The organism is Flavobacterium sp. H4147 (assembly GCF_029360735.1).
GTDB lineage: Bacteria > Bacteroidota > Bacteroidia > Flavobacteriales > Flavobacteriaceae > Flavobacterium > Flavobacterium endoglycinae.
In genome coordinates, this window is sequence record NZ_JARKNB010000001.1 from 49,451 (window position 1) to 64,306 (window position 14,856).

The following is a 14,856-nucleotide window of genomic DNA, read 5'->3' on the forward strand; positions in this document are numbered from 1 at the left end:
TGAATATTTTTATAAAGCCGTATTTAATAGTACTTTTGCAACCTATTTATACGAAATATGAGCTTTTTAAAAGAAATACAACGCAGAAGAACATTTGGAATTATATCGCATCCCGATGCCGGTAAAACGACATTAACAGAGAAATTACTTTTATTTGGAGGTGCAATTCAAGAAGCAGGAGCTGTAAAAAATAACAAAATTAAAAAAGGAGCAACGAGTGACTTTATGGAAATCGAACGCCAAAGAGGTATCTCGGTTTCGACTTCTGTGCTTGCTTTTAATTATAAAGATAAAAAAATCAACATCTTAGATACTCCTGGTCACAAGGATTTTGCCGAAGATACTTTTAGAACTTTAACTGCTGTTGATAGCGTAATTGTTGTAATCGACGTTGCAAAAGGGGTTGAGGAACAAACTGAAAAACTGGTTGCCGTTTGTAGAATGCGTAACATTCCGATGATTGTTTTCATCAACAAATTAGATCGTGAAGGTAAAGATGCTTTCGATCTAATGGATGAAGTAGAGCAAAAATTAGGTTTAAAAGTTACTCCTCTGAGTTTTCCAATCGGAATGGGTTATGATTTCCAAGGAATTTACAACTTATGGGAAGAAAACATTAACCTTTTCAGCGGAGACAGCCGTAAAAATATTGAAGAAACAATTGCTTTTTCTGATGTTCAGAATAATCCAGAACTAGATAAAATTGTGGGCGAAAAAGCAGCTAATAAACTTCGTGAAGAATTAGAATTAATTGATGAAGTTTACCCAAAATTTGAACGTCAGGATTATTTAGATGGAAAAATCCAGCCTGTATTCTTTGGTTCGGCTTTGAATAATTTTGGAGTTCGTGAATTATTAGATTGTTTCATTACAATTGCTCCATCTCCAAGAGCAAAAGATTCTGAGACTCGTACAGTTGAGCCAACAGAAGAAAAAATGTCTGGTTTTGTGTTTAAAATCCACGCCAACATGGATCCAAAACACCGTGACCGTTTGGCATTTATCAAAATTGTATCTGGAACTTTTGAAAGAAATAAGCCTTATTACCATGTTCGTCAGAAGAAAAATTTAAAATTCTCAAGTCCGAATGCCTTTTTCGCTGAAAAAAAAGAAATTGTAGATGTTTCTTATCCTGGTGACATTGTAGGTTTGCATGATACCGGAAACTTTAAAATTGGTGATACTTTAACAGAAGGTGAAATCATGAGCTTTAAAGGGATTCCTAGTTTCTCTCCAGAGCACTTTAGATACATCAACAACGCCGATCCTATGAAAGCTAAGCAATTGGAAAAAGGGGTTGATCAGTTAATGGATGAAGGTGTTGCACAGTTATTTACGCTTGAAATGAATAACCGTAAAGTTATCGGAACCGTTGGAGCACTTCAATACGAGGTAATTCAATACCGTTTAGAGCACGAATATGGAGCTAAATGTACTTATGAAAATTTCCCTGTTCATAAAGCTTGCTGGGTAAAACCAGATGATGCAAAAAATGAAGAATTCAAAGAATTTAAACGTATCAAACAGAAATTCTTGGCTCACGATAAATATGGTCAGTTAGTATTCTTAGCGGATTCTGATTTTACCATTCAAATGACGCAAAGTAAATATCCAACCGTAAAATTATTCTTTACATCAGAGTTTGATTAAACTTTAATAAAATCACGAAAGGCTGTCTAAATTTTAGGCAGCCTTTTTTTATAAAGTTATTTTTTTGTTCTATTATTCAGGTATATAGTTGACTCCTAATCCTCCCATAATAACAACTTTTGAAAGTTCTTCTTCAGCAATAACAATATTTTGCGACAATATGTTTTTCTTAACTGATTTTACATCAAAAGGAATAGTTTTAGAAAGGTAATAATCATTTGCTGTAATCGTAATAGAAAGAGTTTTACTGTCTTTTAAAACTTTCACTGGAATTAAAAAATCACCTGAGGAACTCATTTTTATTGTACTTTCTGAATCATTAATGGTCAACATCAAATTTGGAAAATTATTTAGGTCAAATGGTCTATTAGTTTTAGCATTTAATAATTTTCCTTTGATTATTATTGAAATCTCTTGATTTTCTGTTTGACTGAAAGCAACTCTTCCTACCCTATAATCAATAGGTTTTGGATTATTTATTTCGGTTTTAATTGGTTCTTTTTCCTGACCACTAACATTGGATACCAGTAAAATAGATGCAGCAACGGCAGCATATTTTAAAGTGTTGATTTTAGAAGTTTCATTATATTGAAATTCTTCCTCAAGCTGGACTGTTTTTAATCTGGCACAGATATTTTTGCCTTTGTTTTCTGAGATAAATTTCGCTACTTCAGAATTCGTCTTTTGACTTAAATCAATTACATTCTTCATGCAAGAATTACAAAATGAGCCATTTGAATTAGGAATCATTTTATCAAAATTTTCAGAGCAAGGACTTGTTATTTCTAAGGTGAATTTCTTTTTCATATCACATCATTTTAAAGTTAAAATCCATTAAAAGGATCATTTACTTATATAGATAGAGTGCTTTTTTGATAAAAAGGTTGGGAAGGAAATAAAAAAAGCGCTAATAAAAATATTAGCGCTTTTTTTTAATTTGAATTAAATCAACCTTACTAAGTCATTATATTTCAAAAATTAATCTTTAGGCAACTGGAAAATTAAAACAATTTCACAATGAAAAGAAATTTAGTCGACAAACGTAATTTAAATCAGACAAACTGCAATTTTCTTTTAATCCTAAAAATAAAAAAGCCCCATTACTGGGGCTTTAAAGTTTATGCTTGTCCTGCTGGACCAAAATTAAGCGGTATTGGTGCTTGTTCCGTTTCTTTGATTTCGCCGTGGGCTGCTTCAAATCTGTGAATATTTTCACCTATTGCTCTTAATAATCTTTTAGCATGTTGTGGTGTCAACACAATTCTTGATTTTACCTTGGCTTTAGGAATACCGGGCATAATGCTCACAAAATCTAAAACAAACTCTGATGATGAGTGATTAATAATCGCCAGATTAGAATAAATTCCTTCTGCGACAGTTTCGTCTAACTCAATGTTAATTTGCTCTTGTTGTTGTTTCGGATTACTCATAGTTTCCTAATTAATAAATGTATTCTTCTTTATTAGCCATCATTTCGTTGTAATCGTCTTTAGATCCTACGATAGTATTATCGTATTCTCTCATACCAGTTCCCGCAGGAATTCTGTGTCCAACAATTACATTTTCTTTTAATCCTTCTAAATCATCTATTTTACCAGCTACAGCAGCCTCATTAAGTACTTTTGTCGTTTCTTGGAACGAAGCAGCAGAGATGAATGATTTAGTTTGTAACGAAGCTCTTGTAATACCTTGTAAAACTGGCGTTGCAGTTGCAGTAATTACATCTCTTGCTACAACAAGATTTTTATCTGTACGTTTCAATAATGAATTCTCGTCACGTAATTCACGAGGTGTAATGATCTGACCTGGTTTCAATACAGAAGAATCTCCTGCATCTTCCACCACTTTCATACCATATAATTTATCATTTTGAAGGATAAAGTCTTTAGTGTGAATTAATTGATCTTCTAAGAATAGAGTATCTCCTGGATCTTCCACTTTTACTTTACGCATCATCTGACGGATTACAACCTCGAAGTGCTTGTCATTAATTTTTACCCCTTGTAAACGGTAAACCTCTTGAATTTCATTTACCAAGTACTGTTGTACAGCAGCTGGTCCTTGAATTCTTAAGATATCATCTGGTGTAATTGCACCATCAGACAATGGAACTCCCGCTCTTACGAAGTCATTTTCTTGTACTAAGATTTGGCTAGAAAGTTTCACTAGATACTTTTTAATCTCACCAAATTTAGATTCGATAACGATCTCACGGTTACCTCTCTTAATTTTTCCAAAAGATACAACACCATCAATTTCAGATACAACTGCTGGGTTAGAAGGGTTACGAGCCTCAAGAAGCTCAGTAATTCTTGGTAAACCTCCCGTGATATCGCCTGCTTTAGAAGAACGACGAGGGATTTTCACTAATACTTTACCTGCTTTAATTTTCTCACCATTCTCAACCATTAAGTGTGCACCTACTGGTAAGTTGTATGAACGAATCAATTCACCTTCTTTACCGTAAACCAATAAAGTTGGAATTAATTTTTTGTTTCTAGCTTCAGAAATTACTTTTTCTTGGAAACCAGTCTGCTCATCGATCTCAACCATGAACGATTGTCCTTGCTCTAAATCTTCGTAAGCAATCTTACCAGTAAACTCAGAAACAATTACACCGTTATAAGGATCCCATTTACAGATTACGGTTCCTTTAGTAACTACATCACCATCATTTACAAAAATACTAGATCCGTAAGGGATGTTATGCGTATTTAAAACAATTCCGGTTTTTTCGTCAATTAATTTCAATTCTGTTGAACGTGAAACTACAATATCAACTTCATTACCTTCACTGTCTTCACCTTTAACTGTTTTTAAATCTTCAATTTCAAGACGTCCGTTAAATCTTGTCACAATGCTAGATTCTTCAGAGATACCTCCAGCAACCCCTCCAACGTGGAAAGTACGAAGTGTTAACTGTGTACCTGGCTCTCCAATAGACTGAGCTGCAATAACTCCGACAGCTTCACCTCTTTGTGTCATCTTACCAGTAGCTAAGTTTCTACCGTAACATTTAGCACAAATACCTTTTAAAGCTTCACAAGTTAATGGAGATCTAACTTCAACTTTCTCAATTGGAGAAGCCTCGATAGTCTTAACAATTGATTCCGTAATTTGCTCTCCAGATCTAACCATGATCTCGTTAGTAAGAGGGTTAATAACATCTTGCAATGCAACACGTCCTAAAATTCTCTCACCCAAAGATTCAACAATTTCCTCGTTTTTCTTCAAGGCAGCTACTTCAACACCTCTTAGAGTTCCACAATCTTCGATGTTAACAATAACATCTTGAGAAACGTCATGAAGCCTTCTTGTTAAGTAACCAGCATCGGCCGTTTTAAGAGCCGTATCCGCAAGACCTTTACGAGCACCGTGAGTAGAAATGAAGTACTCAAGGATCGAAAGACCTTCCTTAAAGTTAGAAAGAATCGGGTTTTCAATAATCTCACCACCACCGGCAGTAGATTTTTTAGGCTTAGCCATCAAACCACGCATACCAGTTAACTGACGAATCTGCTCCTTAGAACCCCTCGCCCCAGAGTCAAGCATCATATATACAGAGTTGAAACCTTGTTGGTCTTCTCTAATATTTTTCATTGCTAACTCTGTTAACTGAGCATTTGCTGAAGTCCACACGTCAATAACTTGGTTGTAACGCTCGTTATTTGTGATAAGACCCATGTTATAGTTAGTTGAGATACCTTCAACTTGCTCTCTAGCATCTGCAATTAACTTCGTTTTTTGTTCTGGAATTCTAATATCACCTAAAGAGAATGATAAACCTCCTCTAAATGCGAATTTATACCCCATATCCTTCATATTATCCAAGAAAGCTGCCGTTGTAGGTACATCAGTCACACTTAAAATGTGTCCGATAATATCTCTAAGGTTTTTCTTAGTCAATACGTCGTTGATATATCCAGCTGCTTCAGGTACTACTTCGTTAAATAATACACGCCCTGCAGTTGTCTGGATGATTTTGTACACTAATTCTCCGTTCTCATTAAAATCTTTTGCTCTAATTTTCACACGAGCATTCAATTCTAATCTTCCTTCGTTTAATGCAATGTTTACTTCTTCAGCAGAATAGAAAGTCAAATCCTGACCAATAATTTTGTGATCTTCTGTAGAAATACGCTCTTTAGTCATATAGTATAGACCCAAGACCATGTCCTGAGAAGGTACAGTAATTGGAGCACCATTTGCAGGGTTCAAGATATTGTGAGAAGCTAACATTAATAATTGTGCCTCTAAAATAGCCTCTGGTCCTAATGGTAAGTGAACCGCCATCTGGTCACCATCGAAATCGGCGTTGAATGCCGTACATACTAATGGGTGTAACTGGATCGCTTTTCCTTCAATTAATTTTGGCTGGAATGCTTGAATACCAAGTCTGTGCAAAGTAGGAGCACGGTTAAGTAATACTGGATGTCCTTTAATTACGTTTTCAAGGATATCCCAAACTACAGGCTCTTTCTTATCAATGATTTTCTTAGCAGATTTTACTGTTTTTACAATACCTCTTTCGATCAACTTACGAATAACGAATGGTTTGTATAACTCAGAAGCCATGTCTTTTGGCAATCCGCACTCATATAATTTTAACTCTGGACCAACGACAATTACCGAACGAGCAGAATAATCCACACGTTTTCCTAAAAGGTTTTGACGGAAACGTCCTTGTTTACCTTTTAATGAATCAGATAATGATTTTAATGGTCTGTTTGATTCTGTCTTAACAGCAGAAGCTTTACGTGTGTTATCGAATAATGAATCTACAGATTCTTGTAACATACGTTTCTCGTTTCTTAAGATAACTTCTGGAGCTTTAATCTCCATTAATCTTTTCAAACGGTTGTTACGGATGATTACACGACGATATAAATCGTTCAAATCTGAAGTTGCAAAACGACCTCCATCAAGTGGCACAAGCGGACGTAATTCTGGTGGTATAACTGGAACCACTTTCATAATCATCCACTCTGGACGGTTTTCGCGGTTTTCGTTAGACTCACGGAAAGACTCAACAACTTGTAATCTTTTTAAAGCCTCGGTTTTTCTTTGTTTAGAAGTCTCGTTGTTAGCACTGTGTCTTAATTCATAAGATAAAGCATCTAAGTCAATACGAGCTAATAAATCCATAATACACTCTGCTCCCATTTTGGCAACAAATTTATTTGGATCTAAATCGTCTAAATATTGGTTTTCTTGCGGAAGAGTATCTAAAATATTTAAGTACTCTTCTTCAGTCAAGAAATCTAATCTTTGTAATGATTCTCCATCTGCATTTTTAGCGATACCTGGCTGAATTACTACGTATCTTTCGTAGTAAATAATCATATCTAATTTCTTAGATGGAAGACCAAGGATATAACCAATTTTGTTTGGAAGAGATCTGAAGTACCAGATGTGAGCAATTGGCACAACAAGGTTGATGTGTCCTACTCTATCACGACGTACTTTTTTCTCTGTAACTTCAACACCACAACGGTCACAGATGATACCTTTGTAACGAATTCTTTTATACTTACCGCAAGCACATTCAAAATCTTTTACTGGTCCGAAGATTCTTTCGCAGAAAAGTCCGTCACGCTCTGGCTTGTGAGTTCTATAGTTGATTGTTTCCGGCTTTAAAACCTCTCCTCTTGATTCTTTCAAGATAGATTCTGGTGAAGCCAATCCAATAGAGATTTTGTTAAATCTTTTTACTGGATTTTTATCTTTATTGTTTCTATTATTGATCATAGTTTTTACTATTGATTTACTGCTGTTAAAAATTGATTTTAGATTTCCTAATCTCCATCTTTCAAAAATTACTTTCAGAAAGAGTTAAATCATCGCGCCTACCTCGGTTTACTTCTCTAAACCTCAAACTATTATTTGAAGTGCTAGTTATAAAATGCCCTGCATTATTATAAAAAATCGGAACGGGTTACGGGTATAAATCTTAAAAACTTTAATATTATTTGTAATAGCCAGCAGTCTCAGTTTTCAGCGTTACACTGAATACTGAAACTGCGACTAAAAACTTTTATTATTCTTCCAAACGAAGATCTAATCCTAGACCTTTCAATTCGTGCATTAATACATTGAATGACTCTGGTAAACCTGGTTCTGGCATAGTTTCACCCTTAACGATAGCTTCGTAAGTTTTAGCTCTACCAATAACGTCGTCAGACTTAACAGTTAAGATCTCACGTAGTGTACTAGAAGCTCCATAAGCCTCAAGTGCCCAAACCTCCATCTCTCCAAAACGCTGACCTCCAAATTGAGCTTTACCTCCAAGTGGCTGTTGCGTAATCAATGAGTATGGTCCGATAGAACGTGCGTGCATCTTATCATCAACCATGTGTCCTAATTTAAGCATGTAAATTACACCCACAGTCGCTTTTTGTGCAAAACGCTCTCCAGTACCACCATCATATAGATAAGTATGTCCGAAACGTGGTACTCCAGCCTCATCAGTCAAAGCATTGATCTCGTCTAGAGAAGCACCGTCAAAAATTGGAGTAGCAAATTTTCTACCCAAGTTCATACCAGCCCAACCTAATACAGTCTCATAAATCTGACCGATGTTCATACGTGATGGTACCCCAAGTGGGTTCAACACGATATCAACTGGTGTTCCATCTTCAAGGAAAGGCATATCTTCATGACGAACGATTCTCGCAACAATACCTTTGTTACCGTGACGACCCGCCATTTTATCCCCTACTTTCAATTTACGTTTCTTAGCAATATAAATCTTAGCTAATTTCAAGATTCCAGATGGTAATTCATCTCCAACTGTAATAGTGAATTTCTCTCTTCTTAAAGATCCTTGTAAGTCGTTCAGCTTAATTTTATAGTTATGAATCAAATCATTAACCATTTTATTAGTAGCGTCATCGGCAACCCATTGACCTTTGCTTAGGTGAGCAAAATCTTCTACTGCGTAAAGCATTTTCTGAGTATATTTTTTACCTTTTGGTAAAACTTCTTCACCCAAATCGTTCATTACACCTTGAGATGTTTTTCCGTTAACGATCAAGAATAATTTTTCAACCAATCTGTCTTTTAATTCAACAAATTTAGTTTCAAACTCCATTTCTAAAGCGCCTAAAGCATCTTTATCTTGAGTACGTTTACGTTTATCTTTTACGGCTCTTGCAAATAATTTTTTGTCAAGAACTACACCATGTAAAGATGGAGAAGCTTTTAATGAAGCATCTTTTACGTCACCAGCTTTATCCCCGAAGATCGCGCGAAGCAATTTCTCCTCTGGAGTTGGATCTGATTCTCCTTTTGGTGTAATTTTTCCGATCAAAATGTCGCCAGGCTTAACCTCTGCTCCAATTCTGATCATACCGTTTTCATCTAAATCTTTAGTAGCTTCTTCAGAAACGTTAGGAATATCGTTTGTTAACTCTTCATTTCCTAACTTAGTATCTCTAACCTCTAATGAATAATCATCAACGTGGATAGATGTAAAGATATCATCGCGAACTACTTTTTCAGAAATTACAATCGCATCCTCGAAGTTATACCCTTTCCATGGCATGAACGCAACTTTTAAGTTTCTACCTAAAGCTAATTCTCCATTTTGAGTAGCATATCCTTCTGATAATACTTGTCCAGGAACAACTCTATCACCTTTTCTTACGATAGGCTTCAAGTTGATACTTGTACCTTGATTGGTTTTTCTAAATTTAATTAAGTTATACGTTTTTTCATCAGCATCAAAACTTACCATTCTCTCGTCTTCTGTACGATCGTATTTAATAGTAATGATGTTAGCATCAACATATTCTACAGTTCCATGCCCTTCAGCATTGATCAATACTCTAGAATCTGAAGCTACCTGACGCTCTAAACCTGTACCTACAATTGGTGCTTCAGGACGGATCAAAGGAACTGCCTGACGCATCATGTTCGATCCCATCAACGCACGGTTCGCATCATCATGCTCCAAGAAAGGAATCAAAGATGCAGAAATCGAAGCGATCTGGTTAGGAGCAACGTCTGTATAATGTACTGAACTTGGTTCAACAACTGGAAAGTCACCCTCTTCACGAGCAATAACATTACCTGCAGTAATTTTACCATTATCATCCATTTCAATGTTTGCCTGAGCAATCATTTTTCCTTCTTCTTCTTCAGCACTTAAGTAAATTGGTGCACTTTCTAAATCAACAACACCATCTGTTACTTTACGGTATGGAGTTTCGATAAATCCCATTCCGTTTACTTTAGCATAAACCCCAAGAGATGAAATCAAACCAATATTTGGTCCCTCAGGAGTTTCAATCGGACATAAACGACCATAGTGGGTATAGTGAACGTCACGAACCTCGAAACCAGCTCTTTCTCTAGAAAGTCCACCTGGCCCAAGTGCAGAAAGTCTTCTTTTGTGTGTAATCTCAGCTAATGGATTCGTTTGATCCATAAATTGAGACAACTGGTTAGTACCAAAGAAAGAGTTGATAACTGATGATAATGTTTTAGCATTAATCAAATCAATTGGTGTAAACACCTCGTTATCTCTAACGTTCATTCTCTCACGAATAGTTCTAGCCATACGTGCTAAACCAACACCGAATTGTTGAGACAATTGTTCACCAACTGTTCTTACACGACGGTTTGATAAGTGATCAATATCATCAATCTCTGCTTTAGAGTTAATTAATTCGATCAAATATTTTACGATTGTTATGATATCTTCTTTAGTAAGCACTTGCTTATCCATAGGGATATCTAAATCTAATTTTTTATTCATTCTGTAACGACCTACTTCACCTAAGTTATAACGTTGGTCAGAGAAGAATAATTTATCAATAATACCACGAGCAGTTTCCTCATCAGGCGGTTCAGCGTTACGCAACTGACGGTAAATGTGCTCTACAGCTTCTTTTTCAGAGTTGGTTGGATCTTTTTGTAATGTATTGTGGATAATAGCATAATCTGCTTGGTTATTATCCTCTTTGTGTAACAAAATAGATTTAACGTTAGAATCAATGATCTCTTCAACATTATCTTTATCGATAATCGTATCACGATCAAGGATGATTTCGTTACGTTCGATAGAAACTACCTCTCCAGTATCCTCATCTACGAAATCCTCGTGCCATGTGTTCAAAACACGTGCAGCAAGTCTTCTTCCAATATATTTTTTAATTCCTGTTTTAGATACTTTAATTTCTTCCGCTAAGTCGAAAATCTCCAAGATATCTTTATCTCTTTCGAATCCAATAGCACGGAATAAAGTTGTTACAGGTAATTTTTTCTTTCTATCGATATAGGCGTACATTACGCTGTTGATATCAGTAGAGAATTCTATCCAAGATCCTTTAAAAGGAATAACTCTTGCAGAATATAGTTTAGTTCCATTTGCGTGGAATGACTGTCCAAAGAAAACTCCTGGAGAACGGTGTAATTGAGATACTACTACACGCTCAGCACCATTGATTACAAAGGTACCGCTTGGAGTCATATAAGGGATTGTTCCAAGATAAACATCTTGTACAATTGTTTCAAAATCTTCGTGTTCTGGATCTGTACAATATAGTTTTAACCTAGCTTTTAATGGCACACTATAAGTAAGACCTCTCTCTATACATTCTTGAATTGTATAACGTGGTGGGTCAACAAAATAATCTAGGAACTCCAATACGAAGTTATTTCTCGTATCTGTAATTGGAAAGTTTTCCATGAAGGTGTTGTATAACCCTTCGTTGCCTCTTTCGTCAGATTTCGTTTCTAATTGGAAGAAATCTTTAAAAGATTTAACCTGAACATCCAAGAAGTCTGGATAGTCAGGAATATTTTTTGTAGAGGCAAAATTCAATCTTTCAGTCTGATTTGTTATCATCAATGGACAAAATTTTGATTAAAAAAAAGTAATTTGTTTTGTGTAAAAACACACTGCTTAGTTTATACTTTCTTTTTAAAACCAATACATCTTTAAAAATAAACCAATAAAATCGGATTCATTTTTTGTCTTCGTATTGATCAAAAACTTTTTCGTATTTTAAACTATTTGATAATAAAATTTAATGTATTTTATTATACGAAAAATGGTTTAGGCCTTTGAGTGTTAACTCAGGACCTAAACCTAGTTCTTAAAACCGAGTTGAATTATTTAAGCTCAACTACAGCTCCAGCTTCTTCTAATGATTTTTTAAGACCTTCAGCTTCTTCTTTAGAAACTCCTTCTTTAACGTTACTTGGAGCACCGTCAACTACGTCTTTAGCTTCTTTAAGACCTAAACCAGTTAATTCTTTAACTAATTTTACAACAGCTAATTTAGAAGCTCCTGCATCTTTTAATACAACTGTAAATTCAGTTTGTGCTTCTTCAGCAGCACCGTCTCCTCCACCAGCAGCAACTACTACAGCAGCAGCAGCAGGCTCGATTCCGTACTCGTCTTTTAATATTGTTGCTAATTCGTTAACTTCTTTAACTGTTAAGTTAACTAATTGTTCTGCGAATTGTTTCAAATCTGCCATTTTCTTCTATCGTTTAAAATGATTTGTAAAAATATAATTTAATTATTGTGCGCTAATTAAGCAGCATGGAAGCAACAAGCTTCCTTGCGTTGATTATTATGCTTCAGTTTCTTCTTCGCTACCTGCGAATTTGTTTTGTAAAGCAGAAATAATTCTTTGAGCTGGAGATTGTAATAATCCAATGATTTCTCCAATAAGTTCTTCTTTAGATTTAATTGTAGCTAACGCATCTAATTGGTTATCTCCAATGTAAACTTCAGAATTGATGTAAGCTCCTTTTAAAACTGGTTTATCAGATTTCTTACGGAAATCTTTGATAATTTTTCCAGGTGCATTAGCAACATCAGAAATGAATATAGCACTATTACCAGATAAAACTGTAGGTAAATCACCATAATCATTAGAAGAAGCTTCCATTGCTTTTGCAAGCAAAGTATTTTTAACAACTTCTAATTTGATACCTGCTTTGAAACAAGCTCTACGTAAGCTTGAAGTTGTCTCTGCGTTTAAACCAGAAATATCAGAAATGTAAATGATATTTGTACCAGCTAACTGCGCAGTTAAATTTTCAATCGCGATTGATTTTTCTTCTCTAGTCATACTAAAAATTTTTAACTACCAATTATACTGCTTTTGGGTCTAATGCAATAGCAGGACTCATTGTGCTTGTAAGGTGAATACCTTTGATGTATGTACCTTTAGCAGCAGTTGGTTTAAGTTTTATTAATGTTTGAATAATTTCGTGTGCGTTCTCAACGATTTGCTCAGCTCCGAAAGAAACTTTACCAATACCAGCGTGAACGATACCAGTTTTATCAACTTTAAAGTCAATTTTACCAGCTTTAACTTCTTGAACAGCTTTAGCAACATCCATTGTTACTGTACCTGTTTTAGGGTTTGGCATTAAACCTCTAGGTCCTAAAATACGACCTAATGGACCTAATTTACCCATAACAGCAGGCATAGTAATGATCACATCAACATCTGTCCAACCGTCTTTAATTTTTTGTAAGTAATCGTCAAGACCAACGTGATCTGCTCCAGCCTCTCTTGCTTCAGCTTCTTTATCTGGAGTAACCAATGCTAATACTTTAACGTCTTTTCCTGTTCCGTGAGGTAAAGTAACTACACCTCTAACCATTTGATTCGCTTTTCTTGGATCAACACCCAAACGAACTGCGATATCAACAGACTCATCAAATTTTGCAGAAGCAACCACCTTAATTAATGCAGCAGCATCTTTTAAAGAGTATAATTTGTTCTTTTCAATTTTTGAAGCAGCCTCTTTTTGCTTTTTTGTTAATTTTGCCATTTCTTTTTCTTAATTAAAAAGGAGCATCTCCTGATACAGTTATACCCATAGATCTAGCTGTTCCAGCAACCATACTCATAGCTTTCTCAATTGTGAAAGCGTTTAAGTCTGGCATTTTGTCTTCAGCAATAGTTCTAATTTGTTCCCAAGTAACGCTAGCTACTTTTTTACGATTAGGCTCACCAGAACCAGATTTTAGCTTTGCAGCTTCCATTAACTGAACTGCTGCTGGAGGAGTCTTAACAACAAAATCAAATGATTTGTCTTTGTACACAGTGATTTGCACTGGACAAATTTTGCCAGGTTTATCTTGAGTTCTAGCATTAAATTGCTTACAAAACTCCATGATATTAACCCCAGCAGCTCCTAAAGCAGGTCCAACCGGTGGCGACGGGTTCGCAGCACCTCCCTTAACTTGTAGTTTAACTACCTTACTAATTTCTTTAGCCATTTTTAAAAAATTTAACACTGTAATCAATTGGAAGCGATTACAATGGTTTATTATAGTGTAACAAAAAATTATACTTTTTCAACTTGCATAAAACTCAATTCTAATGGAGTTTTTCTTCCGAAAATCTTAACCATTACTTCAAGTTTACGCTTTTCTTCATTGATTTTCTCAACAGATCCATTAAATCCATTGAAAGGTCCATCAATAACCTTAACAGTCTCTCCAAGGCTGAATGGTATAGAACGAGTATCTGTATTAACAGTAAGCTCATCTACTTTACCTAACATACGATTAACCTCCGAAAGTCTCAAAGGAACAGGCTCCCCACCTTTAACTTCCCCCAAGAAACCAATTACACTTGTAATAGACTTAATAATATGAGGTATCTCACCAACTAGGTTTGCTTCGATCATAACATATCCAGGAAAATAAACTTTATCCTTAGATAGTTTTTTCCCTTCTTTTACAGTAACTACTTTCTCAGTAGGAACTAAAACTTGGGAAACATAATCTTCCATACCTAATCTGGCAATCTCCGTTTCAATGTAAGTTTTTACCTTGTTTTCTTGGCCGCTTACAGCTCTTACCACATACCATTTTTTCACATTATTATCTGCCATCACAAAAAAATTTACCCTTTTAACCAGTTAAAAAATCCAGCCAAAGCTTTTGCAAAAAATTCGTCAACTCCCCAAGTTGCTAAAGCAAATAAAACCGAAAATACAGCAACAACAATTGTTAATTTCTGTACTTCTGCCCAAGAAGGCCAAGTAACATTTGACTTCAACTCTTCGAAAGCCTCTGATAAATAATTAGTAACTTTTGTCATTTGATATATTTTTTATTGCACGGGCGGAGGGATTCGAACCCCCATCAACGGTTTTGGAGACCGCTATTCTACCCTTGAACTACGCCCGTAATTAAAGCCAGTGATTAAAAAATAATCACTGGCTTT

The 14,856-nt window shown here is 35.4% G+C and carries 11 protein-coding genes and 1 tRNA gene; 1 reads left to right on the plus strand and 11 read right to left on the minus strand.

Features of this window, described 5'->3' with window-relative positions; genetic code table 11:
• Positions 1-57 precede the first annotated feature (57 nt).
• Positions 58-1,650 (plus strand): peptide chain release factor 3, encoded by a 1,593-nt coding sequence (locus P2W75_RS00195; RefSeq protein ID WP_207297494.1) that lies wholly within the window; start codon positions 58-60, stop codon positions 1,648-1,650.
• 72 nt (positions 1,651-1,722) lie between these two features.
• On the opposite strand, the gene P2W75_RS00200 is transcribed toward P2W75_RS00195, so the two are convergent.
• From P2W75_RS00200 to P2W75_RS00250, 11 genes are all read right to left on the minus strand, one after another.
• Positions 1,723-2,457, minus strand: coding sequence for a hypothetical protein (locus P2W75_RS00200; RefSeq protein WP_276378484.1), 735 nt, complete (start codon positions 2,455-2,457; stop codon positions 1,723-1,725).
• Positions 2,458-2,768: 311 nt separating this feature from the next.
• The gene (locus tag P2W75_RS00205) at positions 2,769-3,080 is read right to left on the minus strand and encodes a DUF3467 domain-containing protein (RefSeq protein WP_008466913.1); all 312 of its coding nucleotides are present in this window, start codon (positions 3,078-3,080) and stop codon (positions 2,769-2,771) included.
• 10 nt (positions 3,081-3,090) lie between these two features.
• Positions 3,091-7,398, minus strand: coding sequence for a DNA-directed RNA polymerase subunit beta' (gene rpoC / locus P2W75_RS00210; protein WP_207297496.1), 4,308 nt, complete (start codon positions 7,396-7,398; stop codon positions 3,091-3,093).
• A gap of 289 nt (positions 7,399-7,687) precedes the next feature.
• Complete coding sequence (gene rpoB / locus P2W75_RS00215; protein WP_207297497.1) at positions 7,688-11,500, minus strand: DNA-directed RNA polymerase subunit beta; 3,813 nt, start codon at positions 11,498-11,500, stop codon at positions 7,688-7,690.
• 266 nt (positions 11,501-11,766) lie between these two features.
• Positions 11,767-12,138, minus strand: coding sequence for a 50S ribosomal protein L7/L12 (gene rplL, locus P2W75_RS00220; protein WP_207297498.1), 372 nt, complete (start codon positions 12,136-12,138; stop codon positions 11,767-11,769).
• 96 nt (positions 12,139-12,234) lie between these two features.
• Complete coding sequence (rplJ, locus tag P2W75_RS00225) at positions 12,235-12,738, minus strand: 50S ribosomal protein L10 (RefSeq protein WP_207297499.1); 504 nt, start codon at positions 12,736-12,738, stop codon at positions 12,235-12,237.
• Between the two features lie 22 nt (positions 12,739-12,760).
• A complete protein-coding gene (gene rplA, locus P2W75_RS00230) occupies positions 12,761-13,450 on the minus strand; it encodes a 50S ribosomal protein L1 (protein ID WP_008466920.1) in 690 nt (229 codons plus the stop codon).
• 13 nt (positions 13,451-13,463) lie between these two features.
• On the minus strand, positions 13,464-13,901 hold the full coding sequence (gene rplK, locus P2W75_RS00235) for a 50S ribosomal protein L11 (RefSeq protein WP_008466923.1): 438 nt from the start codon (positions 13,899-13,901) through the stop codon (positions 13,464-13,466).
• Positions 13,902-13,969: 68 nt separating this feature from the next.
• Positions 13,970-14,521, minus strand: a complete 552-nt coding sequence (gene nusG / locus P2W75_RS00240) for a transcription termination/antitermination protein NusG (RefSeq protein ID WP_276378485.1) — start codon at positions 14,519-14,521, stop codon at positions 13,970-13,972.
• Positions 14,522-14,532: 11 nt separating this feature from the next.
• Complete coding sequence (gene secE, locus P2W75_RS00245) at positions 14,533-14,730, minus strand: preprotein translocase subunit SecE (RefSeq protein WP_207297501.1); 198 nt, start codon at positions 14,728-14,730, stop codon at positions 14,533-14,535.
• Between the two features lie 18 nt (positions 14,731-14,748).
• Positions 14,749-14,819, minus strand: a tRNA-Trp gene (locus P2W75_RS00250).
• Positions 14,820-14,856 lie beyond the last annotated feature (37 nt).